At 68.2% G+C, this 24,206-nt stretch carries 17 protein-coding genes and 1 pseudogene; 13 read left to right on the forward strand and 5 right to left on the reverse strand.

Annotated features, from left to right (window positions below; genetic code table 11):
- Positions 1-87: 87 nt before the first annotated feature.
- Complete coding sequence (locus ACTIFF_RS03800) at positions 88-1,212, forward strand: GTP cyclohydrolase II (RefSeq protein ID WP_439535626.1); 1,125 nt, start codon at positions 88-90, stop codon at positions 1,210-1,212.
- A gap of 16 nt (positions 1,213-1,228) precedes the next feature.
- Here the strand turns inward: ACTIFF_RS03800 and ACTIFF_RS03805 are convergent, their stop codons facing one another.
- Entirely contained in the window at positions 1,229-2,059 is an 831-nt protein-coding gene (locus tag ACTIFF_RS03805) for a creatininase family protein (protein WP_439535627.1), read from the reverse strand.
- A 149-nt stretch (positions 2,060-2,208) separates the two neighbouring features.
- Between ACTIFF_RS03805 and ACTIFF_RS03810 the strand changes: the two genes are divergently transcribed.
- Complete coding sequence (locus tag ACTIFF_RS03810; protein WP_439535628.1) at positions 2,209-3,903, forward strand: sulfatase-like hydrolase/transferase; 1,695 nt, start codon at positions 2,209-2,211, stop codon at positions 3,901-3,903.
- On the opposite strand, the gene ACTIFF_RS03815 is transcribed toward ACTIFF_RS03810, so the two are convergent.
- The 3 genes from ACTIFF_RS03815 to ACTIFF_RS03825 form a co-directional block, all read right to left on the reverse strand.
- A complete protein-coding gene (locus tag ACTIFF_RS03815; RefSeq protein WP_439535629.1) occupies positions 3,875-4,768 on the reverse strand; it encodes a helix-turn-helix domain-containing protein in 894 nt (297 codons plus the stop codon). The genes ACTIFF_RS03810 and ACTIFF_RS03815 overlap by 29 nt on opposite strands.
- 227 nt (positions 4,769-4,995) lie before the next feature.
- Positions 4,996-6,642, reverse strand: a complete 1,647-nt coding sequence (locus ACTIFF_RS03820; protein WP_439535630.1) for a flavin-containing monooxygenase — start codon at positions 6,640-6,642, stop codon at positions 4,996-4,998.
- A gap of 301 nt (positions 6,643-6,943) precedes the next feature.
- Entirely contained in the window at positions 6,944-7,897 is a 954-nt protein-coding gene (locus ACTIFF_RS03825; RefSeq protein ID WP_439535631.1) for a PEP-CTERM sorting domain-containing protein, read from the reverse strand.
- Between the two features lie 304 nt (positions 7,898-8,201).
- Here ACTIFF_RS03825 and ACTIFF_RS03830 point away from each other — a divergent pair, with 304 nt between their 5' ends.
- From ACTIFF_RS03830 to ACTIFF_RS03860, 7 genes are all read left to right on the forward strand, one after another.
- Entirely contained in the window at positions 8,202-8,954 is a 753-nt protein-coding gene (locus tag ACTIFF_RS03830; RefSeq protein ID WP_439535632.1) for a PEP-CTERM sorting domain-containing protein, read from the forward strand.
- Positions 8,955-9,158: 204 nt separating this feature from the next.
- A complete protein-coding gene (locus ACTIFF_RS03835) occupies positions 9,159-10,106 on the forward strand; it encodes a PEP-CTERM sorting domain-containing protein (protein ID WP_439535633.1) in 948 nt (315 codons plus the stop codon).
- A 221-nt stretch (positions 10,107-10,327) separates the two neighbouring features.
- Positions 10,328-11,890 (forward strand): HAL/PAL/TAL family ammonia-lyase, encoded by a 1,563-nt coding sequence (locus ACTIFF_RS03840; RefSeq protein WP_439535634.1) that lies wholly within the window; start codon positions 10,328-10,330, stop codon positions 11,888-11,890.
- Complete coding sequence (locus tag ACTIFF_RS03845) at positions 11,887-13,125, forward strand: AMP-binding enzyme (protein ID WP_439535635.1); 1,239 nt, start codon at positions 11,887-11,889, stop codon at positions 13,123-13,125. Before ACTIFF_RS03840 ends, ACTIFF_RS03845 begins: the two co-directional genes overlap by 4 nt.
- 156 nt (positions 13,126-13,281) lie before the next feature.
- A complete protein-coding gene (locus tag ACTIFF_RS03850; protein ID WP_439535636.1) occupies positions 13,282-13,674 on the forward strand; it encodes a phosphonate transporter in 393 nt (130 codons plus the stop codon).
- 13 nt (positions 13,675-13,687) lie between these two features.
- Positions 13,688-14,998, forward strand: coding sequence for a diguanylate cyclase (locus ACTIFF_RS03855; protein WP_439535637.1), 1,311 nt, complete (start codon positions 13,688-13,690; stop codon positions 14,996-14,998).
- Positions 14,995-16,779, forward strand: coding sequence for a putative bifunctional diguanylate cyclase/phosphodiesterase (locus ACTIFF_RS03860; RefSeq protein ID WP_439535638.1), 1,785 nt, complete (start codon positions 14,995-14,997; stop codon positions 16,777-16,779). The genes ACTIFF_RS03855 and ACTIFF_RS03860 overlap by 4 nt, the downstream gene beginning before the upstream one ends.
- Positions 16,780-17,097: 318 nt before the next feature.
- Here ACTIFF_RS03860 and ACTIFF_RS03865 read toward each other — a convergent pair.
- Positions 17,098-18,044, reverse strand: a pseudogene (locus tag ACTIFF_RS03865) (IS256 family transposase); the annotation flags it as partial.
- A 177-nt stretch (positions 18,045-18,221) separates the two neighbouring features.
- Between ACTIFF_RS03865 and ACTIFF_RS03870 the strand changes: the two are divergent.
- From ACTIFF_RS03870 to ACTIFF_RS03885, 4 genes are all read left to right on the forward strand, one after another.
- Positions 18,222-20,837, forward strand: coding sequence for a PAS domain-containing sensor histidine kinase (locus ACTIFF_RS03870; protein WP_439535639.1), 2,616 nt, complete (start codon positions 18,222-18,224; stop codon positions 20,835-20,837).
- A complete protein-coding gene (locus tag ACTIFF_RS03875) occupies positions 20,834-21,478 on the forward strand; it encodes a response regulator (RefSeq protein WP_439535640.1) in 645 nt (214 codons plus the stop codon). The genes ACTIFF_RS03870 and ACTIFF_RS03875 overlap by 4 nt, the downstream gene beginning before the upstream one ends.
- Positions 21,479-21,644: 166 nt before the next feature.
- Positions 21,645-22,085, forward strand: a complete 441-nt coding sequence (locus ACTIFF_RS03880; RefSeq protein WP_439535641.1) for a hypothetical protein — start codon at positions 21,645-21,647, stop codon at positions 22,083-22,085.
- Complete coding sequence (locus ACTIFF_RS03885; protein ID WP_439535642.1) at positions 22,082-24,205, forward strand: ATP-binding protein; 2,124 nt, start codon at positions 22,082-22,084, stop codon at positions 24,203-24,205. Before ACTIFF_RS03880 ends, ACTIFF_RS03885 begins: the two co-directional genes overlap by 4 nt.
- Position 24,206 lies beyond the last annotated feature (1 nt).

Consider the following 24,206-nt stretch of genomic DNA (forward strand, 5'->3'; position numbering starts at 1 on the left):
TTCCTTCATGGAGTGACTGCCTCGACACGACAACGGACGGGCAACGGGCGTCTTCAAACAACATCCATATCAAATCGGAAAAACGACATGCGCCAAGCCGAACGAGCCCTGTTTGACCTGCGACGCGGCGTCCCGGTGCTGCTGGCCGACGTCGGCAGCGACACCCTGATCCTGCCGGTCGAAACACTGACCGACGATGCACTGACCGATGCACAGCTGCTGACCGGCAGCGTGCCGCAACTGGTGCTGTCGCGCCATCGCCTGGCGGCACTCGGTCACCTTATCAGCGATGAGGCGCAGGCGCTCACGCCGACCGGTCTGACGGACAGTGCGCACCTGCGCCGACTGGCCAGCGCGCGCGACGCCCGGCTGCCGGACGGCCTGCGGCGCGCGCCGGCCAGCACCGCTTCCGCGGCTGCGCTGCGCCTGCTCGGACGCGCACAGCTGCTGCCGGCGGCCGTCGCCCTTCCGGTGCTGCCGGCGCGCGCCGCGCTGGTCGCCGCCGAAATCGCCAGCGGCCATCTGCTGTCGGTCAGTACGGCCGACGTGCTGGCACTGTGCGACGGCGGCCATGGCGTGCTGACGCGCATCAGCGAGGCACGCATACCGCTGGCCGACGCCGACGAAGCCCGCTTCGTGCTGTTCCGCGAAGCCGACGGCCTGCGCGAGCATGTCGCCATCGTCATCGGCGATCCGGACGACTGGGCCGAGCCGGTGCCGGTTCGGCTGCATTCGTCCTGTCTGACCGGCGACCTGTTCGGCAGCCTGCGCTGCGACTGCGGCGAACAGCTGCGCCGCGGCGTGGCGGCGATCAATGCGCAGGGCGGCGGCGTGCTGCTCTACCTGTCGCAGGAAGGGCGTGGCATCGGTCTGGCGAACAAGCTGCGCGCCTACGCGCTGCAGGACGACGGCCTCGACACGATCGATGCCGACCAGGTCATCGGCTTCGGCGACGACCAGCGCGATTTCCGCATTGCGCACCAGATCCTCGACCAGCTGGGCGTATCGCGCGTGCTGCTGCTGACCAACAATCCGGGCAAGATCGACGCACTGCGCCATGCCGGCATCAATGTGGTGGCGCGGCAGGCGATCTACGGCGACCTCACGTCGCAGAACCAGCGCTACCTGGAAACCAAGGCGCGCCGGCAGGGACACAGCCTGGGCGAGCTGCTCGCCGTGCGGCCGCTGGCCGACGGCGCCGGCCGTGCCTGAGCACATGGTCGGCGGCTCAGCGCGGCGCCGGCTTGAGCTGCGCCAGATCGAAGTCATGCGCCTCGTCGATCAGCTGCGCCAGCCGGGCGGCAAAGTGGTCGACCAGCCGCGCACCCAGTGCGGCGCTGGCGTCCTGCGCGTTGCCTGCGGCGCCCGAGCCGTGCAGGTCCTGCGCCATCCAGCCGAAGCCCGCTTCACCTTCCGGACCGAGCAGGCAGCCGTCGGCCGCCATCTGCGCGCCCAGACTGCGGAAGTCGCCGAGCGCCTCTCGGCGCACCGCGTGTGGCGCCAGATGCAGCATCATCGACGTTTCCAGCGCGCCGCCGTGCAGGCCGTGACGCAGTTCGTCTGCATCGAGCACACCGGGCGGCAACGCGAAACGGAAGTAATGGGCGCGCACCACCAACATGCCGTGCGCCGCGCGCAGCTTCAGCGCGGCCAGATCGACCAGCGCCTTGTTGCCGCCATGGCTGTTGAACAGCACCAGCCTGCGGAAACCGGCACGTGCCACGCTGTCGCCCAGTTCGCCCAGCGCGGCCAGCGCGGTTTCCGGGCTCAGGCTCAGGGTGCCGGCGAAACCGGTGTGTTCCAGACTGAGCCCGACCGCCAGCGGCGGCAGCACGCACACCGGCACATCGGCGCGCACACGCGGCAGGGCCACTGCGACCAGTCCGTTCGCGATATCGAGATCGGTGCTCAGCGGCAGGTGCTCGCCATGCTGCTCGATCGCCGCCAGCGGCAGCAGCGCCACGCCACCACGCGCGGCGCACTGCGCGATACGCTGCGGCGTCAGGTCCTGCCACCAGGAGCTGTCGCCCGACTGCCCTTCACCTGCACCGTCTGCCATGCCGTGTCTCCGTTGAATGCCGTGGCGCCGCCTGTCCGGCCCGATACTACCGGGCGGTCCGACAAGACAGCGAAATCTGCACCACGCCTGCTGCCCTGACCACGCAGCGTGAGCCACGAAATCAGAGCCCCCGAGGCCCGAGCCCAGTGATGCCCCACCCGACCGCGCCGCTTCAAAGCCTTCTTCGACTGCTGCTTGCGCTGATCGTGCTCAATGCGCTGCTCGCCTTCGGCAATCTGTGGCCGAGCGCCTGGCCGCGGCCGGAGGCACGTCTGTCGGTCGACCTGTTCGCCGGCCTGCTTGCGCTGGTGCTGTGGGCGCGCTGGCGCGGCGCCGTGTCGGCGCGCGTGATCGGCGTCGTCGCCGCGCTCGCCAGTCTGTGGGTGCTGCTGCACTACATCGACGTGACCATTCCGGCGCTGCTCGGCCGGCCGGTCAATGCCTGGTGGGATGGCCGGCACCTGTGGCAGCTGGCGCGCATGGGCGGAGAATTCGCCACCGCCTGGCAGATTACGGCCGTACTGCTCACCGCCTGTGCCGGGCTGGCACTGCTGTTCATCCTGGTGCGCGCCTGCGTGCGCGCACTGGCCGCCGCGGCCGCCAGGCCACGCTGGCAGTGGCCGCTGGCCGCGCTCGGCAGCGCCGTGCTGCTGACGCACGGCGCTGCATCGGTCGCCCACCATGACCTGCAGCGGCTGTTCGCGCCGCCGGTCGGCACGATGGTGGCGGCGCAGGCCAGCCTGCTGAGCCGCGCGCTGTCGCGCAGCGCGGGCGAACGACAGCTCGGCCCCGGACCGGCGTTCGACGGCGACATCGCTGCGCTCGGCGGTGCCGACGTGTTCGTGCTGTTCTCCGAAGCTTATGGCGCGATTACGTTCGACCGGCCGGAACTGGCCGCCGCGCTGGCGGAACGGCGCCGCGCGCTGCAGCAGGCGCTCGACGCCGGCGGCCGGCAAGTCGTGTCGGCACGCGTCACTTCGCCCACTTTCGGCGGGGCATCGTGGCTGGCGCACGCGGCGCTGCTGTCCGGCATCGACACGCACGACCCGGACGACTACGCGCTGCTGCTGACCACGCGGCGGCCCACGCTGGTCAGCCACTTCGCGCAGCATGGCTACCGCACCATAGGCTGGATGCCCGGCCTGCAGCGCCCTTGGCCCGAGGGAGCCTTCTACGGATTCGACCGCCTGGCGGACGCCGACAACACCGGCTACGCCGGCCTGCCCTTCGGCTACTGGCGCATTCCGGATCAGGTGTCGATCGCGCTGCTGCAGCAACAGGAGCTGCACCGCGCGGCGGATGACAATCGCGACACCGCTGCCGGCCTGCGCACCGTGTCGCTGAGCAGCGCCGATCCGTCGACGCCGCGCTTCATCGTGTTCCCGACGCTCACCACGCACGCGCCGTTCCGGCCAGTGCCGCCGTATCTGGCCGACCCGCAGCGACTGCTCGCGGCCGATGCGTTCTCCGACGAGGACGTCAACCGGGCACTGACCGCGCCGGTGTCGTGGACCGACCCGACGCCGGCCTACATCGATGCGATGCACTACCAGTTCGACTGGCTGACCCGCTGGCTGCGCGAGGATGCGCCCCGGCACATGCTGCTCGTCGTGATCGGCGACCACCAGCCGATCGGCGGCGTCACCGGACCGGGTGCGTCATGGGATGTGCCGGTGCATGTGATCGGCACCGACGAGGCGTTGCTGGCGCGTCTGGAGGAGGCGGGATTCCGTCGCGGGTTGCAGCCCGACGTGACGGCGATCGGGCCGATGCATGGCTTGACGCAAACGCTGATCGACGCGTTTGCCGGCGACTTCAGCCGGCGGAACGCACGGACGCCCTGAGTTTTGCCGGCGTGAGACCGAGCCGGGCGTGCAGCACGCGGGTCATGTGCGCCTGATCTGAAAAGCCGCACGAAGCGGCGATTTCCTTCACCGCCAGATCGCCGATCGTCAGCAGTTCGCGCGCCCGCTTCACGCGCTGGTCGATCACGAAGGCGTGCGGCGCGCGCCCCTGGGTTTCGCGGAACCGTCGACTGAAGGTGCACACGCCCAGTCCTGCGGCTTCGGCCATGTCTTCCAGCGTCAGCGCCTCATGCAGCCGCGATTCGATCAGATCGAGCACGCGCCGCAGCTGGGCGGACGACAACCGCCCCGGATCGTGCGATGAGCGAAAGCGCACATCGGCGTAATTGCGCAGCAGGTGCACCGCAAGCTGGGTGCCGAGCGCCTCAACGTACAGCGGACCGCCCATGCCGTTCTGTTTCGCCTCGCTGGTGATGGCGTCGGTGATGGCGACCAGCGTGGGATCCTTGGCGCACAGCACGTCACGCAGTCGCACCTCGGCCACCGACCGTTCGGTGACTTCGCTGGCCACACGGTCCATCAGGGTGTTCGACAGATAGACGTGCGACACATCGACATCCTGCGTCCAGTGCCAGTGCGACGCCTGCGACATGGTCAGCAGCGACGCGTCGCCCGGCGCGCACTGGGCGCGCGACCAGCGATCGTCGAAGCAGCGGTCCATCGGCGTCTGGCCGGCGGCGTAGCGCACGACCATGAAGTGATCGAGCGGGGGGATGAATACGTCCAGCCCGGCGTAGTGATAGGCCCGGTGGGAAACCCCCTTCCAGCCGAGCTTGTCGCTCGACGACAGAATGGTTCCGGGCACCCAGTCAAGTAGCTCTTCCGGTGTGATGGCGCGTCCCATCGATTCTCTCCTCCTGCCGATCCGGTGCGGCCGATCGCCTGCCCTGAACATTATCGTCGGGGCTTTATCCGCGTTCGACACGTGCCGACGCCATGCATTCCCCGAGCCGAGCTTACCAGAGCGTCGCCGGCCCGGCTGTGACCGGGTCGCGAACGACGCGTGCCGCGGCGGACATGAAAACGGGGACCCGAAGGCCCCCGTCCCGTGCGTCCGCGACCGGCGACGCCTTACTGCATCCTGAACCCGGCGTAGTTCGACGCCGTCACCTCGTCGCACTTCTGACGATAGGTGCCGACACCGCCGATGTAGGACAACAAACGGCGCGGTTTGCCATTGACGTTCGAGCCCATGTACCAGGAGTCGGTCTTGGTCACCAGCGTCGCGTTGGCGATTTCGTCATGGTGCTCGACCCACTTGTCTTCCGTTTCCTTCGTCGGCTCGATCACCTTCAGGTCATGGCTTTCCATGTACTTGATGCAGTCGGTCACCCAGTCGACCTGCTGCTGCAGACAGGTGGTCATGTTGCAGAACGCCGCCGACGGCGCCAGCGGCGCGGCGGTGGTGAACAGATTGGGATAGCCATTCACCATCAGACCCATGGTGCTGCGGATGTCCTTGTTCCAGTCTTCGGTCAGCGAGCGGCCGCCGCGACCCTGGATGTCCATGCGGGTCAGCGCGCCGGTGCCGGCGTCGAAACCGGTGGCCAGGATGAGCACATCCAGTTCGTGGATCGTGCCGTCGGCCGTCTTCACGCCTTCCGGGGTCACGCACACGATGGGCGAGGCCTTCACGTCGACGATCTCGACGTTCGGGCGCAGGAAGGCTTCGAGGAATTGCGTTTCCAGCGGCACGCGGTGGGTGCCGAAACCGTAGCTGGTCGGAATCAGCTTTTCGGCCAGCACCGGGTCCTTGATGCGTTCGCGCATCTTCTCGCGCACGAACTCCGACACTTCGTCATTCACCTTCTGGTCGGTGAACATTTCCGGGTACAGCGTGAGCCAGAAGCTCAGCGAGCCGTCGGCCCACACCTTTTCCATCAGTTCGCGGCGCGCTTCCGGCGTCATGGCGTAGAAGCTGTCGCCGGCAAAATCGTAGTCGAAACCGGCGAAGGTGCCCTGCACGCGCTTGCGCATGTCGTGGAAACCTTCCTTCTGCGCGGCGCGGTCGCTGTCGCCGTACTTCGGGTTGCGCATCGGGATAATGTACTGCGGCGTACGCATGAACACCTTCATGTGGCCGACCTGGCTGGCAATGGTCTGAATGACCTGGATGCCGGTCGCACCCGTGCCGACGACGCCGACGCGCTTGCCGGCGAGCTGCACCGGCTCCTTCGGCCAGCGCGCGGTATGGAAGATCGGGCCCTTGAAGGTTTCCTGCCCCGGGAAGGTCGAGGTCAGCGGCGCCGACAGCATGCCGGCGCACGACACGAAATACTTGGCGTCGAGCACTTCACCGGAATCGGTGCGGATCTGCCAGCGGTTCGTCGCTTCGTCGAAGCGTGCGCCGACGACGCGGGTGTTGAAGCGGATGTCCTTGCGCAGATCGCAGCGGTCGGCGATGAAGTTCAGGTAGGCCTCGGTTTCCGGCTGGGCCGGGAAGCGCTCGCTCCAGTTCCATTCCTTCGCCAGGTCTTCGGAGAACCAGTACTGATAGATGTAGGCCTGCGAATCGACGCGCGCCCCGGGGTAGCGGTTCCAGTACCAGGTGCCGCCGACGGCCGAGCCGGCTTCGATGGCCACCACGTTGAGCCCCTGCTGGCGCAGCCGGTACAGCTGGTACATGCCGGCCACACCGGCGCCGATCACCACCGCGTCGAAAGTCGTCACCTTGCCCTGCGCGTCGGCTGCCTTCGCAACCACCGTCGATGTGTTCATCTGTTCTCCTCCTTTATGGGTCTGTAAGCCGGTCACTGGCACGCCGCAGCCGGCTCAAGACTAACCGGCCGAACGGAAGAACGCCATTGGAGCCCGACTGTAGAGACGAGCGCGCTGCGCGGCTTGAACAAAAGCGGCGATTGCCTGAACGACCCGGGCAGCGATGACGCGGAGGGGAGTCGGCCCGGCCGCGATGGACGCAGGGTGTCTCGGGCAAAGATTCTCTCAGACCGCAGCAGGCGCGCTGCAGACGTCAATCCTCCGGGCGCGCCGAACGGCGTTTGCGTTGCGGCGAAGCAGGTCAGCGTTGATCCGCGCTGCCTGAAGCACCGGAAGGCAGACTGCGCCGACGCTGCAGGGCGCCGAATACCACCACACCGAGGCCGAGGAGCATGAGCAGCGCGGTCTCCGGCTCGGGTACAGGTGGCGGCTGCACGTAGTCGTAGCCGCTCAGGCCTTCGATGAAGACATCCGCGGACGGATCGGCCGACGAGAAGTACAGATAGGCGGAATTGCCGTAGGTCGACGCGGCCGCCCGACCATTCTGCACATCGATCTGTTGCCACCCAGCGGTGCTCACGCCGTTCGAGGCGCGCAGAGCGTAGGTCACGTACAGGGTTTCGCCGATGAAGGCGGTGAACGAGCCGCCGATGTCCTCAAGGCGCCTGGGCGTACCGCTCGCGTTGTCGCTGTCGCCAAATACGAGCCAGGGGAAAATGCCGTTGCGGCTGCCGCGCACGTTCAGGGCGATGGAGCCGGGCCCTAGGCCGGTGATGTCGAGCAGGACACTCAGCGTGACGGCCGTACCGTCGGCAAGGGTCGAGGAGCGGACCTTGATCTGATCGTCGATTTCGACATAGCCGTACGCGCTCATGCCCGGCTGACCGCCTCCTGTACCGACGAGCTTGACTTCCGCGGACGCGTGCAGCGAACCCGGTCGCGCCCGCGCGATGGCATTGCCGGTGAACACCATGTTCGGCACGGCACTGACGTTGCCGGGGAGGAACACGTCGTGGTAGAGCTCGCTCCTGACCCATACGCCATCCGGGTCACCGGCCAGCAGCGGCTCGTCGATCAACTGGTTGCATTCGCGCAGGATGTTGTTGGTCGAGCAGGACGTATTGCCGGGCCCGAGTGTGAGCCGGTTGAATACGGTCTCCACATGGGCACCGACCCAGGCGGTGGCGGCCTGGGCGGACAGACTGGCCAGCGCGAGCAGGAGCGCGACCGAAAGGTTCCAGAAGGCGATTCGCATGTCGGTCACTCCTTCGTGTGCCAGACCTCAGTCTAGGTCACGGCAGCGCGATATACACGTACTGGAAGCAGCCGGCGCAGCAAGGCCACGAAAGCCGACGACCATGCCGTGCGGTTTGCCACGGTTGCCGGGCCGGACTACGCACTCCTTCGTATTGTGCCGACCCCCCTGCGCTGATCAGAATGCCTGCAGCGTTTCGGGCGCAGTGCCGCGGCAATCGGCCGCGTGCCCGCCCGTCCGCTGCCGCGATGCACCGCACCACCGGTGTCCGCCGCGGATCCGGTCCTGAAACGGGAGACTCGCCATGAAAACCATCGTACTTGCGGCATCGATTCTGGTCGCCCTCGCGGGCGGCGCACGCAGCGCCCTTGCCGCGCCCATCGTCATCAGCACCCTGCCGTCGTGGAACGGCAGCGCCAGCATCGGCGACTTCGGCTCTTCCGGGTTCTCCGCGTGGGGACAATTCTTCGTCGCACCGACGGGCACCAACCGCCTCATCGACTTCACCTTCCTGCTGAGTGACGCAATTGAGGGCGGCAACACGAATCCTGTGCCGGTCGCGATGCAGGCGCATCTGGTGCAGTACAACCCGCTCACCCGCCTCATCGTCGGCCCGACGCTTTACAGCAGCGCCGAGATCACTGTACCGGTGACGTCCGCACTGCAGTTCGAGCTGTACAAGTTCGACGTCGATGCCGCGGTCATCGCCGGCAGCACCTACATGATGTTTCTGTTCGCGAACAATTTCGAACTGCAGATCCCGGACGATTCGCGGCTGCGGCTGGCCACGTCGGGCAGCGACCTCGCAGGCGGCGCCTACAACATTCCGATGTCGGCATTCGCCGATCTCGATACCGCACTCGCCTCCCCCTGGCGAGTCACGGCCGGAGCCGATCTCGCCTTCTCGGCGACCTTCGACCACCGCCCGACCGCGCCGGTACCTGAGCCCGACACGCTGTTGCTGCTGGCGACGGCGGGCGCGGCGGGGCTGTGGGCAGCGCGCCGGCGGCCGGCAGGCGCGAAGGGACAGGCCGCATCGGAGGAGGCGGGAGCCTGACCGCACCGTGGCCGACCACCCACCGGAAATGACCACGGCACATTGAGCACGGCACATCGGCTGCGGCGCATGCTCGCCGCCGCACGGCTCCAGGCAGCAGGTTCGGCGGCGCTGCGATGAGCGGATTCGAGGGCGCCGCCGTATCCCTGTACATGTCGCGGCGGTGACCTACACTGCAGTCAGTCAGCCTGAGGAGTCGCCCGCATGCGAATTGCCATTGCAAGCTCGTCCGCCGCGATCCTCCTCGCGCTTGCCAGCCCGACGGTTCACGCCGCAACCGCCTCCGTGTATGCGCACGTCGAGACGAAATACGAGCCGAACGTGATCGGTCCCGGCAACACGTCCTGCACCACCAACAACGACACGCGCGAGTGCAACCGCTTGCTCGACCAGCCGCTGCTCGTCACCGACCAGAATGGCGTATCGACCGGCAGCCACCTGCTGCGCGAAGTGTATGCACCGGCCAACACCAGCGGCTCTCCAAACTTCCGGCTGACCGGCGATGCCTTCGCGCTCGCGCTGCCGGGTTCGCTGCACGCCTCGGTCGCGGTCGAAGTCACCGGCACGGGTGGCGCCTTCGTGCCGGGCATCAGCGGCTACGGTTATGCGGCCGTCGAAGACCGTATCAGGATCCGGTCTTCGACACTCGCCAACGGAACGGCCGTCACACTGAGCACCGTATTCAACATCACCGGCATCGGTGAGGGCACGCTGTATCTGAACGTGGTCGGCAGACGCGACGGCATCGAGACGGTCCTGTTCGGCGATACCGAATCCTCGAACAGCGCGCAGAGAAGCATTGCGGGCATGGGTGGCTCGTTCATCGCCTACATCGGCGAAACGCTGGATGTCGACTACAGCCTGCGCGCCTCGACCGGTGTCAGCACTGCCGCCTGGCAGGCGGACGAGGTGGCGAACGGTCGCACATCGCAGTCGAGCTACGGCAATTCCGCGTACCTCTATTTCGCTTCAGCCGACCCTGGCGTGGATGTGTACATCGACGGCGTGGGCGGCTACGACTACGTGCAGCCGCCCGCCATTCCCGAGCCGCACGCGGCACTGCTCATGCTGCTGGGCCTGGCCGTCGTCAGCGCAGGCGCCATGCGCCGACGCGGCACGCCCGTGTTCCAGGCAGGGCGGCCAAGGTCCTGACAACGAAGCCGTCGCGTCGTCGCGTCGCCGAAGCATCGGGGATCGAAGGGCTCGGGCAGGGCTCAGTCAGGTCGCCGGGCACTGACCCGGCCGCCCACGTGCTGAACTGACCGGCCGCTCGGCTGTCTGCGGACTCGCACGGTCGGGAGGCACGGAGGGCGATAGGCATCCTGGCCGACAGATGCCATGCTTTCCCCCTGCACACATCCGAACCTGCTTTCATGACTGCAGCTGCACAGCACACGGAGGCCGTTGTTTTCGACGGTCAGCCACTCGACATTGAAGCCATCGATGCCATCGCGCATGGCACGCGGCGCGCCGGATTGTCCACCGACCAACGGTTCCGCGAACGCATCGATGCCGGCGCCCGCGCCGTGCTGCAACTGCTCGCCGACGACGGCGTGATCTATGGCGTCACCACCGGTTACGGCGAATCGTGCACGGTGCCGGTACCGCCGGCCCAGATCGCCGAACTGCCCCATCACCTCTACGCCTATCACGGTGTCGGCCTGGGACGCCTGCTCGACGCCGAGGAGACACGCGCGGTGCTGGCGGTGCGGCTGGCGTCGCTGTGCCAGGGCATGTCGGGCGTGCGCCATGCGCTGCTGCAGCAGATCGAGGTGTTTCTGCACCACGACATCCTGCCCTGCATTCCGGCCGAAGGTTCGGTCGGCGCCAGCGGCGATCTGACGCCGCTGTCGTATGTCGCCGCCGCGCTGTGCGGCGAGCGCGACGTGCTGTGGCGGGGCCGGAGGATGCCGGCGAAAGAGGCGCTGGAACAGGCCGGTGTCGAGCCGCTGGCGCTGCAGCCGAAAGAGGGGCTGGCGATCATGAACGGGACGGCCGTCATGACCGCGCTGGCCTGCCTCGCCTGGCAGCGGGCCCGACGGTGCAGCCGCATCGCCACCCGCCTGACCGCGCTGAACGTGTTCGCGACGGCCGGCAATCCGCACCACTTCGACACACTGCTGTTCGACGCCAAGCCGCATCCGGGCCCGCGCGCGGTCGCGCGCTGGCTGCGCCGCGACCTGGCCTGCGCCGACGCTGAGGGCCGCAATCCGGCGCGACTGCAGGACCGGTATTCACTGCGCTGCGCACCGCACGTGATCGGCGTGCTGGAAGATGCCTTGCCATTCACCCGGTCCCTGATCGAGAACGAACTGAACAGCGCCAACGACAATCCGCTGATCGACCCCGAATCGGGTCGTGTGCTGCACGGCGGCCATTTCTACGGCGGTCACGTGGCGTTCGCAATGGACAGCCTGAAAACCGCGGTGGCCAACGTGCTCGACCTGCTGGACCGGCAGCTGGCGCTGCTGGTGGACAGCCGCTTCAGCCACGGCCTGCCCGACAACCTGTCGGCCGCCCCGGCCGACCGCAGCGCGATCAACCACGGGCTGAAGGCGCTGCAGATCGCGGTGTCCGCCTGGACCGCCGAAGCGCTGAAGCTGACGATGCCGGCGTCGGTGTTCTCGCGCTCGACCGAGTGCCACAACCAGGACAAGGTGAGCATGGGCACGATCGCGGCACGCGACTGCCAGCGCATCCTCGATCTGGGCGACCAGGTGCTGGCCGCCATGCTGATCGCGGCCCGCCAGGCCGTCACGCTGCGGCTGCGCATCGACGGCGGCACCTTGCCGCCGGTGCTGTCGGACACGCAGGCGTGGCTCGCGGCACACATTCCGCTGGTGGTCGAAGACCGCGCACTGGATCAGGCGCTGATGCAGCTGATGCAGGTCCTGCGCGACGACAGCGCCCGCAACGTGCTGGAGTCGGGCGAGTGAGGGCAGCCTGGTACGCAGATGAAGCGGCGTTCGCCCGCGTGCTGGCCGACCTGATCGCCGATGAAATCCGTCGCATCAGGCCGGGTGGAAGCGCGCCGCCGCCGCCCTGGCCGGCGCACATGGCGCTGGATGAGACCGGTTTCGGACTCGATTCGCTCGAACGCTACACCGTGGCCGCAGCGATCGCCGAAATGCTGCAGCTTCACGAATCTTCGGTGATCGATGCGCTGCCCGCGGCGCGGCAGTTCGGACAGTGGTGTGCGCTCGCCGCGGAAGGGCTCGCGCAGGCGGACACGCACCTGACCTTCCGCACCTCCGGCAGCACCGGTACGCCGAAACCGTGCCGGCATGCGCTGCACACCCTCGAAACCGAAGCCGACGCGCTGGCGGACTACATCGGGCCGCGCAGGCGGGTGCTGCTCGCCGTACCGGGTCATCACATCTACGGCTTCATTTTCGGGGTGCTGCTTCCGCCACGGCTGGGCGCCACCGGCACGGAAGATATCCGGCAGCTGTCGCCGCTCGCGCTGGAAGGCCGGTTGCAGGCGGGCGACCTGATCGTCAGCCACCCGGCGCACTGGGCGCTGGTCGACCGCTTCTGCCCGCAGCTGCCCGCCGACGTCGTCGGGATCACGTCGACGGCGCCCTGCCCGGACGCCCTCGCCGACGCGCTGATCGCGAAAGGTCTGGCGCGCCTCATCCAGATCTACGGCAGTTCCGAAACGGCGGGCGTCGGCTGGCGCGATGCCGCAGGCGCGGCCTTCGAACTGATGCCGCACTGGCGGCGCACCGGGCACGACACGCACGCCGGTGACCCGGTGCTGTGCCAGTCATCGGCGGACGGCACGACGGTTCAGGCCGTGCTGCAGGATGTCCTCGAATGGCTGCCTGACCGCCGCCGTCACTTCCGGCTGGCCGGTCGGCGGGACGAGGCGGTGCAGGTGGCCGGCGTGAATGTATTTCCGGCGCGGGTGCGCGCCGTGCTGCTGGAACACCCGCGGGTCGAGGCGTGCGCGGTGCGACGCATGTCGACCGGGGAAGGCGAGCGCCTGAAGGCCTTCATCGTGCCGCGCGCGGGCGCGGCCGCCGCTGCACTGCTGCCCGAGCTTGAAGCGTGGGCGCGGGAACGACTGTCCGCGCTGGAATGTCCGCGTGGCTGGACTTTCGGCGACCGGCTTCCGATGGACGAGCGCGGCAAGCTCGCGGACTGGTCCATCGCACCGCCGGTGCGCTGATGCGGGTGCCGCGCACCACCACCGAGCCGGGCGTGAATTCGCTCAAGTTTGGCGGCAAAATGCCGATACGTAGAACGCTATCTAAAATAGCCATCGCCTCTGCTTTGGCATCCGGTGCGCCGCGTCGCAGCCGGAGATTCAGACCCAAGGAGCCTCATGAACACTGAACATACCGTGTCCTTTGCCGACGCAGCCATCCTCGACTTTCTTGAGCGCGCCAGCGATGCCGAGCTGGACGGACTGGATTTCGGCGTCATCGGCATGGATGACGCTTCACACGTCACGCGCTACAACCGTTTCGAATCGATCGCCGCAGGCCTTTCGCCCGACCGCGTGCTCGGCCATGCGCTGTTCACGGTCGTCGCGCCGTGCATGAACAACTTCATGATCGCCCAGCGCTTCGAGGATGCACAGCAGGATGGCAGCGCACTCGACGACACCATCGATTACGTATTGACGCTGCGCATGCGGCCGGTCAAGGTGAAGCTCAGATTGCTCGCCCAACCCGGCAGCGCGCTGCGCTATGTGCTGGTTCACCGTCAGATCTGAAAACGGAGCCAGCATGAGCGCACCGGTAGAACAGGAATACGAAGCGCTGCTGCAGTTCATGTACATGGCCCCGATCGGCCTGGTGCAGACGCTGGCGGACGGCGAGATCACCATGGTCAATCCGCTCTGTGCGCAGCTGCTGATGCCACTCTCCCCGGACGGCCAGCTGGCCAACCTGTTTACGGCACTCGAAGCCGTCGTGCCCGACCTGCGCCAGCGCGTGAGGGAATTTCCGGATGCGCACGGCACCATCTGCGACGCCCAGCAGGTGCCGATCTCGACCGGCCAGGCGGGCCGTCGGCAGCACCAGGTGCTGTCGCTGACCCTGCTCAAGCTGGACGCCGAGCGGCTGATGGCCGTGCTGTCGGACGTGACGCAGTCGGTCCGCAGGGAGCGCGAACTGCGCCAGAGCCAGGCCTGGATCAACACGCTGGCCATCGGCCTGAGCGACTACGCCCTGGTTTCACTCGACCACCGCGGCTGCGTGCAGGACTGGAACCCGAGCATCAGCCGGATCACCGGCTTCAGCCGGGAGCAGGTCGAAGGCCGCAGCCTGTCGCTGTTCTACCCGGCCGATGCCATGTCCGACCAGCGCGTGCTGGATCGCCTGCACGAAGCCGATCTGACCGGCTGGAGCCTGGACGAAGGATGGTGCATGCGCGCCGAGGGCGGCCGCTACTGGGGCAGCTGCCTGATCGCCCCGCTGCACGACAGCGACGATGACCCGTCGGACGAACACGCGTACAGCCTCATCATCCGCGACGTGTCGGATCGGCGCGATGCGGCCGAAGCGATGCTGAAGGCCGTGTCGTGCGATCACCTGACCGGGCTGTTCAATCGCCGCGCCTTCGTCGAGGCGGCCGAACTCGAAATGCAGCGCTGGGCCCGCTCGCCGCGACCGCTGTCGCTGGTCATGATCGACGCCGATCACTTCAAGCGGATCAACGACCAGTACGGCCACGTCACCGGCGACGGCGTGCTGCGCCATCTGGCCGCCAGCATGACCGCGACCTTCCGGGCGATGGATGTGCTGGCGCGCTTCGGTGGCGAGGAATTCATCGTGCTGCTGCCGGACACGTCGCTCGAGGGCGCCGAGCAGGTCGCACAGCGACTGTGCCGCCTCATCGAGGCCACGCCGGCGGTGGTCGGCGAGCACACGGTGCGTTACACGGTCAGCGCGGGTGTCGCGGCCATGGATGCCGACGCGACCGATTTCGACGCGCTGGTGCAGCGCGCCGACGAGGCGCTCTACGCCGCCAAGGCCAAGGGTCGCAACCGGGTCGAACGCTGGCAACCCGCCACCCTGCCGGCGGCCGTGCGATGAGCACAGACGTCGATGCGGAGGATCTTCAGCCGCCCAATCTCGAGGCGCTGATCCAGTTCCTCTATCAGGCGCCGACCGGCCTGCTGCAGATCCGGCCCGACGGCTCGGTGACGATGATGAATCCGCGCTCGGCGCAGCTGCTGATGCCGCTCGCGCGACAGGGCAATCTGGACAACCTGTTCGAGGTGCTGGCCGAAGTCGCTCCCGATCTGCGCGCCATGGTCGCCGCCGCGGCCGAACCGGGGGCACTGGTGTGCGAAGGACTGCGCATGCCCGTGCTGCCGCCGACCCGCAGCAGACGTGTGCTCGGCCTCAGCTTGCTGCGACTCGATGCCCACACCATCATGGGCTGCGTGAATGATGTGACGCATGAAGTCGAGCTGGAGCAGCAGCGCCTGGCATCGCGGATGCGCGACGCGTCGCGTACCGACAGCCTGACCCAGATGCCGAACCGTGCCGCCGTGCTCGAACGCATACAGCAGGCGATCGCGCGTTCGGAAGGTGAAGACTCGCCCCACTTCGCGGTGCTGTTCATCAACTTCGACCGCTTCAACCGGGTCAATCTGACGCTCGGGCAGGAAGGCGGTGACCGGCTGCTGCGCATGGTGGCCGAGCGGCTGAACGGCACCGTCCGGCAGCGCGACGCAGTCGGCTCGGCACACGAGAACCTGCACACGACGGCGCGGCTCGGCGGCGATGAATTCGTGCTGCTGCTCGACGGGCTGCGCGACAGCGACGATGTGCACAGCATCGCGCAGCGGCTGATCGACACCCTGTCGCGGCCGTATCTGATCAATGGCATCGAAGTCCATATTTCCGCCAGCATCGGCGTCGTGGCCGGTGTGCATACCGCCTCGCTCGCCAATACCGTGCTGCAGGACGCAAGCCTCGCCATGCAGGAAGCCAAGCATGCCGGCGGCGGACGCCACGTGCTGTTCAACCCGTCGATCAAGGACCGGGCGACCCGACGCGGCGTCATGGAGCATGAACTGAGGCGCGCGCTCGAACAGAAGGAACTGTTCGTCGTCTATCAGCCCATCGTCGAACTGCCCGATGCCCGCGTCGCGGGCTTCGAAGCACTGGTGCGCTGGCAGCACCCGGAACGCGGTGTCGTGTCGCCGATCGAATTCATCGAAATCGCCGAAGAGTGCGGCCTGATCGGCGCACTCGGCGAGTTCGTCCTGCATTCGGCCTGCCGCCAGCTGGTGTCGTGGCAACAACAGTTCGGCAGCGAAGTGCCCCGCATGGTGTCCGTCAACCTCTCACGCGCCCAGCTGAACGACCCCGAAATCGCCCGTCAGGTCGAACGCGTCATGCACGCAACCCGCATGCCCGCGGCGTCACTGCAACTGGAACTGACCGAAAGCATGGCGGCCCAGGGCGACGACATTCGCACCCGCCTGCACGAACTCAAAGCGCTCGGCATCGCCCTGGCGCTGGACGATTTCGGCACCGGCTACTCATCGCTCGCCTGCCTGGGCCAGCTGCCGATCGACGTGGTCAAGATCGACCGTTCATTCGTCGCCGACGCCGAAACCAATCTGCACAAGCGCGTCCTGATCGAAGCCACCGTACGCGTCGCCCGCAGCCTCGGCATGAGCACCACCGCCGAGGGCGTCGAAACCGACGGTCAGGCGGCCCTGCTCACCACGCTGGGATGCGACAAGGGCCAGGGCTACCTGTGGTCCCGCCCCATGACCGCCCGCGCCGCCACGCAGTGGCTCGCCGCACAGAGCGAAGCGAGCCGGCCGGTTGAAGCCGTGCCGGCTGCGGTGCGTTGAGGGGTTTGGGGAAGCGGACACTGCCAGTCGCGACGTCAGCACTGCCCTAGAACCCGTCTGCTGACAGGGCGGTACGACGCGGTGCCTTGCACCAGGCAGTGCGCGCCATTTCCCTGCACTCCTAAGTGAACACGCGAGGGTTTTTGCCGGACGGGTAACGAAGCACTTCAAGTGACGCGTCATTCAAGGCCCGCGCAAAGCGATCGCCGCTCTTCATGTCGTTCCTGCCGAACAAGCGCATGCCGCGCTCCTCGCTCACCCGGCGCAACTCCGCCTTCAGGAGCCGAATCTCATCGGCTCAACCATCATGAAGTTGGTCATGAAAGCCAGCACGTCGTTCTCGGCTTCGTCCATCAGCGTAACGAGCGTGGGGAAATTGCATCGTGGCTGATCAGCTGCGATGCGCCACTGCGCCCGGGCGCTGTCGGCCGAGTCCTGCACGAAGACGGTTCCGATGGCTGCGCTGACCATGCGCCGCTGCGTCTTGCCAGCGTGCGCCAGAGCGTTGCGCTTGAAGTGAGCCCGGCAACGCTGCTGGGTCGACTTCAGGACCTTGTTGGCAGCGGCCTTGATACCCCGTGGCTGTCGCTGATCACGAGCTTGAGGCCGCGAAGACTGCGCCGGTTCAAGCTGCGCAGGAACTCCGTCCACAAGGACTCGGCCTCGCTGGTATTGACCTTCAGCCCCAGCACCTCCCGCTGGCCGTCGGTGTTGATGCCGACGGCGACTTTTACGGCTACGCTCTCGATGCGCCCGGCCTCGTGGATCTTCACGTAAGTCACGTCGATCCACAGGTACGGCCAGTCGCCTTCGATCTGTCGGTTCAGGAACGCGCCGACGCGTTCGTCGAGCTCGGCGCACAGCCGGCTGACCTGGCTCTTGGACACGCCGGTCATGCCCAGCGCCTTGACCAGATCGTCCACCGAGCGCGTGGAGATGCCCTGGATGTACGCCTGCTCGATCACGGCGGGGAGCGCCTTCTCTGCCGTGCGCCGGGGCTCCAGGAACTCGGGGAAGTCGCTGCCCTGGCGCAGCTTGGGGATCTTCAGCTCGACGATGCCGGCACGGGTGTCCCAGGTGCGATCGCGTTAGCCATTGCGGCTGTTCAGCGACCCGAGGTTCTTTTCGTCATAGCCGGCGCCGCAGCGTCCTTCGACGTCGAGTTCCATCAAGCGCTGGGCCATGAACTGCACCCTCTGGCGCAGCACGTCGATGTCGGCTCCCTTCTCGGCGAGTTCGGTCAATGCCATAGTGGCGGCGGTCATCGTGGATTCCTTCGATCAAGGTGGATGGCTCGCACCTCAACCTTATCCGGGCTCACGATGCCCACCCCTTGCGGGATGGCCGCCACAGCTTCGCGGCAAACCGCTACGCAGTGGTTGCACTTACACGACTTCCTGAGACATCAACTTTGCAATGCGTCGCGACAGCCAGTCCTCCCCATGAATTCGCCGCAGCCTGATCCGGACGGCGAGATCGAGGCGCTGCGAGCCCGGCAGTGGCTGCTGTTCAAGCACGGCTGCATCGGGTCGTGGACCCTCAGTCTTCCGGCCGGGGATCTCACTCTCAGCCCACAGGCGCGGCAGTTGCTCGTTGGCGACGCCGACAGCGCCCGGCTCGGCCTGGCGGACTTGCTCGCCTTGGTCGATGTCGAGGACCGTTCCTCAATCGCCCGCGCTTTCGAGGCACTGGTCGCCGGCGGGCGGCCGATCGACCTGTTTTTCGATGTCCACCGTCCCCCGCTCGGTCGGTGCTGCTTGCGAATGCGTGGCGCGCCCGTGCCTGATGCGTCAGCTGCGCGCGCTGAAGGGACGCTGCAGGACGTCAGCGAGCGCAGGCAGATCGAGCAGGCTCTCGAACAAAGCCGAACAGAGGCCCAGGAGGCCATGGCCCGCGTCAAGGCCGTGCTCGAGGCGGTGCCCGACCTGTGGTTCGTGCTCAGCGAGGACGGCCGCTACATGGAAGTCAGCCGTCCCGATCACCCCAGTCTGGCCGCGCCCTGGGAACAGGCCCATGGCCGGCACTTCGCCGAGGTGGTATCGCCCCATGTGTCCGAGCTGGCCGCTGCCGCGCTGGCCCGCGCCCGCGCCGGCGGCAGCGTTGAGCGCATCGAGTATCGGCTCGCCACCGTCGGCGGGGCCGACCGCAGCTTCGAGGCGCGCATCACCGCCATGTCCGACGGCCGCTGGCTGTACCTGACGCGCGACATCACCGATGCCTTGCAGGCCCAGCAGGCGCTGCGCGAGAGCGAGGGACGCCTGGCGCGGGCAATGCGCGGCACCAGCGACGGCCTGTGGGAATGGGACGTGCGCACGGGGCGTGACCACCTATCGCCGCGCTGGAAGGCACTGCTGGGCTTCGCGCCACACGAGCTCGCCGATGCCGAGGAAAGCTTCTTCGGCCGCCTGCATCCCGACGACGTCGGCGCCGTGAACGCGGCCGTGCAGGCCCACTTCCGCCACGGCGCCCCCTACGACATCGAGCTGCGCCTGCGCACCAAGGACGACCAGTGGCGCTGGTTCCGTTCGCGCGGCGAAGTCGAACGCGACGCCGCCGGCCAGCCGCTGCGCATGGCGGGCAGCATCTCCGACATCACTGCGCGCCGGCAGATCGAGGACGCGCTGCGCGACAGCCAGGCGCGCGCCAGCGCGATGCTGCACACCGTGCCGGTGGGCATCGCACTGACCGGCCTGGACGACGGCCTGGTCGTCGAGGCCAATGACGAGCTGGGCCGCATCCTCGGTTGGCCAGCGGGCGAGATGGTGGGGCGCAGCACGGTCGAACTCGGCGTCTGGGCCGAGCCCGCGCAGCGTGTGCCCTTCGCCGATGCGTTGCGGCGCGAGGGCCGTGCATTCACGCCGCACGTGCTGTTGCGCCACCACAACGGCAGCACCGTGCACGGGCGCCTGTCTTCGCAGCTGCTCGACATCGGCGGCCAGACCCTGGTGCTCAGTGCCCTCACCGACATCAGCGACCGCGTGCTGGCCGAGCAGGCGCTGCGCGAGCAGCGCGAGGCCTACGCAGCGATCTTCGAGGCCGCCAGCGACGCCATCGTCAGCGTCGACGTCAAGGGGCAGGTGCTGCTGTTCAACCCGGGCGCCGAACGCATCTTCGGCGTCGCGGCGACTGCGCTGCACGGTCAGTCGATGGACCGGTTGCTGCCGGCGGCGCAGCGCGCACGCCACCACGTCGACATCGCCGGGTTCAGCGCGTCGGCCAGCAGCCGCCGTGCCATGGGTGCCGGCCGCGTCAAGGGGCTGCGTGCCGATGGCCACGAGCTCGACCTCGAGGCCTCGATCTCCAAGGCCCAGGTCGGCGGGCAGGTGGTGCTCACCGCCATCCTGCGCGACGTCACCGAGCGCGTGCGCGCCGAGGCTGACCTGCTGCGCCACCGCTTCGAGCTGTCGGCGCTGACGCGCCAGCTGCTCGAACAGGAAAAGCGCACCACGCAGCGGCTGGCGCAGGCACTGCACGACCAGCTCGGCCAGACCCTGACGGCGCTGCGACTGGCCCTCGACCGCGAACGGCGGGCCCCAGCGGCTGACGCGGCAGACGCCGCGCTGCGCAGTGCGCAAAGCCTCGCCCTCGTCGACGAGGCGGTGGGTCAGGTGCGCCAGGTGCTCGTCGACCTGCGCCCACCGCTACTCGACGAGGAGGGACTGCACGCGGCGCTCGATAACGAGATGGCCGCCCGCACCTCTCTTCACCCGGGCATCGACCTGCTGCTCGAAGTACCCCCCGCCGCGCAGTCCATGCGCTGGCCGGGCGAGGTCGAGTACGCTCTGTTCATGATCACCCGCGAGGCACTGGACAACGCCTTGCGCCATGCCGGCGCCACGCTGGTGCGGGTGGCGATGGCCGGGGACGCACGCGGCGTGCAACTCGAGGTGGTGGACGACGGTGTCGGTTTCGAGCCCGTCACCGATCGCGCGCGCCCGGGTCACCTGGGCCTGATCGGCATGCGCGAACGCGCCCGTGCCATCGGCGCCGTGCTCGAGCTCGGTACCGCGGCCGAGGGCGGCACGCGCATGGGCGTGGCCTGGGCGACGCCGACGTGACAGCCAGGCTGTACCTCGTCGACGACCACGCCGTGGTGCGCCACGGCTTGCGCGCGCTGCTGGCCGAGGCGGGCCACCAGGTGCTGGGCGACAGCGGCGACCTGACCGTGGCGCTGGCCGAGGTGCAGCGCCTGTTGCCCGACGTGGTGCTGGTGGACCTCAGCCTGGGCGACCGTTCGGGGCTGGAGTTGCTGTCCGAGCTGCAGAGCCGCCGCGTTCCCGTGCGCTGTCTGGTGCTCACCATGTCCGCGCAGCCTCGGCACGTGGCCAACGCGCTGCGGCTGGGGGCTGCCGGCTATGTGCTGAAGGGCTCGCCGGCCGAGGAACTGCTCGCCGCCATCGAACGCGTACAGCGCGGTGGCCGCCACTTCGGCCCGGAGGTCGGGGAGCTGGCATTGCGCGCCCTGGCCGAACCCCACGCCGACGACCCCTTTGCGCAGCTGTCTCCGCGCGAGCGTCAGGTGGTCGTGATGGTCGTCAACGGCAGCACCAGCGCGGAGATCGCCGCCGAGCTGCATGTCTCGGCGAAGACGGTTGACAGCTACCGCAGCCGGCTGATGGCCAAGTTGGGCACCGGCGACATCACGGCACTGGTCAAGCTGGCGCTGCGGCACGGTCTGATCGACGACGGCGCTCCCTGAGCGCGCCCTGGCGCTCTCGACGAGCGCTGCAGAGCCGACCGTCAAGGTTTCCCGGCACGCATCACGGGGTGCCCGGCCAGACGCCGGCGCCGCTGCTCCCTACAGTCGAGGCTCAAGGTCACCCAAGCCGCCGGCACTGTCAGCCGGCCCCAACCGAGCCGAACCGATGCCGCTTAGCCTGCCCAAATGCTCGACCTCGGGCGAGCCCGACACCCCGTCCATGCCGTCGGGCGATCATCCGCCCGTGGCGGTGCTGTTGCTGAGCGACCCAGACGTTGCGGCCACCATCCAGCGGCTGCTGCAATCGAGCCCGCTCCGTGCCCGGTTGTCGCAGGTCGGTACCTTGGGCGACGCCATGATCGCGGCCTCGAACCACCCGCCGGCGCTGGCCATCATCGATGCCGGGCTCTGCGAAGCGCTGGAGCGGGAGTTCCTCGACCATCTGCTGCGAACCCACAGCGGCACCCAGGTACTGCTTCTGCACGGTGACATGGACGAGCGCTGGCCACCGCAGCCGCGGTTGACCCACGTGGTGCCGCAGGCCGTGCTGCCTGCGGTCGTTCTTTGGCTGGCCTCGCGCGCCGGAATCGGGGAGACCGGGGCATGAAGACAGTGGTCACGACCGCCGGCGGCCCCGAAGAGCAGCGCCGCCTGCAGCTCCTCGATGAACTTGCGGTGCTCGACACGCCGCCCGACCCGGTGCTCGACGGCCTGGTGCGCTGCGCGTCCAGCCTGCTGGGCTATCCGATCGCGCTGGTCAGTCTGGTCGACGAGCACCGGCAGTGGTTCAAGGCCCGGCACGGCCTGGCTGCAGCCGGGACACCGCGCGAGGTCGCGTTCTGCGCCCATGCCATCCTCGGCAACAGCCTGTTCGAGGTGCCCGACGCGACAACCGACCCGCGCTTCGCCGCGAACCCCCTTGTCACCGGCGAGCCCCATGTGCGCGCCTATGCGGGCATGCCGCTGACGGTGGCGGGGCAGAACATCGGCATGCTCTGTCTCATCGACCATCAACCGCGGCAGCTGGAACCTGGGCAGGCCGCGCTGCTGGCCGATCTGGCGCATGCCGTGTCGCACTGGTTCGAGAGCCGGCGCGAACACCTGGAACTTCAGGCCGAGCGCGCTCGCTCGGCCGAGCGGCTGGCGCTGCTGGAAAATCTCGCCGAACAGGCGCCGGGCATGCTGTTCCAGTACCGCGTCGATGCCCAAGGTGCTGCGCGTTTCTCCTACGTCAGCCCCCAGGTGCGTGAGCTGTTCGCGCTCGAACCCGACGCCGTGCGCGATGACGTTCGCCCGTTCCTGCAGCGTGCCCACCCCGACGACCGCGAAGGGCTGCGCGCAGCGCTGGCCGCCGCTGCCGCCAGAACGGTGCCCTGGCGTCACGAATTCCGCATCGAACTGGCCGACGGTGGCCTGGCCTGGCGCTCGGCGCGCGCCACCCCGGTGTCTCAAGGCGATGGGACGATCCTGTGGCACGGCTTCATCGCCGACATCACCGAGCAGGTCGAAGTCGAGCAGTTGCGCCGCGGCAAGCAGGCGGCGGAGCAGGCCAGCCGCGAGAAGTCGGCCTTCCTCTCGCGCGTCAGCCACGAGCTGCGCACGCCGCTCAACGCCATGCTGGGCTTCACGCAACTGCTTCAGATCGACACCGATGAGCCGCTGAGCCCGCGCCAGCAGGAGCGCGTGGGCCACGCGCACCGCGCGGCACAATTGCTGCTGGGCCTGATCAACGACGTGCTGGACGTCAGCCGCATCGAGCAGGGCGCGCGCCAGCTGGCGCTGCAGCCGCTGGCGGTGCACGAACTGGTCTCGGGCTGCCTGCCGATGGTGGCGCAGATGGCGGCACAGGCCGGGGTACTGCTGGCCTTCAGCGCCGCCGACGACGGCCCGGCGCTGGTCGCCGAGGGCGACCCCCGTGCCGTCGAGCAGGTGCTGCTCAACCTGCTCAGCAATGGCGTCAAGTACAACCGTCGTGGCGGCACGCTCGCGGTGGCGCTGTGCGCCGACCCCGGCTGGATCTGGATCGAGGTGCGCGACGAGGGCCCTGGCCTGGACGCGGCGCAGTGCGCCCGACTGTTCCAGCCCTTCGAGCGCCTGGGCGCCGAACACACCCAGGTCGAGGGCAGCGGCCTGGGGCTGGTGATCTCGCGCCAGCTGGTCGAAGCCATGGGCGGCGAGATCACCGTGGCCAGCGTGCCGGGGCAAGGCAGCCAGTTCACCGTGCGGCTGCGGCGTGTCGATGCCCTGCCGCCGGCCACCGTGGCCGTGGGTACCCCGCGAACCACGACTGTCGAGTCCCCGGTCGATCGCGACGAGGACGGGGTCACCGTGCTCTACATCGAAGACGACCCCATCAACGCGCTGCTGGTGCAGGAGGCACTGCACTCGCGCCCGCACTGGCGTCTGTTCCATGCCGCCGACGGCCGCAGCGGGCTGGCACTGGCGCAGGCCCTGCAACCGACCATCGTGCTGACGGACATCAACCTGCCGGGCCTGTCGGGCCAGGCCGTGGTGCAGGCGCTGCGGCGCGACCCGGCGATCCGGCGCACCGTGTGCATCGCCTTGTCGGCCGACGCGATGGACGAACAGATCGTCGACGCCATGCACGCCGGTTTCGATGATTACTGGACCAAGCCGCTGGACGTGCGGGCCCTGCCGCAGCGCATCGAGGCCTGGCTCGACCGCGGCGAGAGCCGCCTGGTCGAGCTCGGGGCGCTGGAGACCTGAG

It is taken from the genome of Methyloversatilis sp. (assembly GCF_051861465.1).
Taxonomy (GTDB): domain Bacteria; phylum Pseudomonadota; class Gammaproteobacteria; order Burkholderiales; family Rhodocyclaceae; genus Methyloversatilis.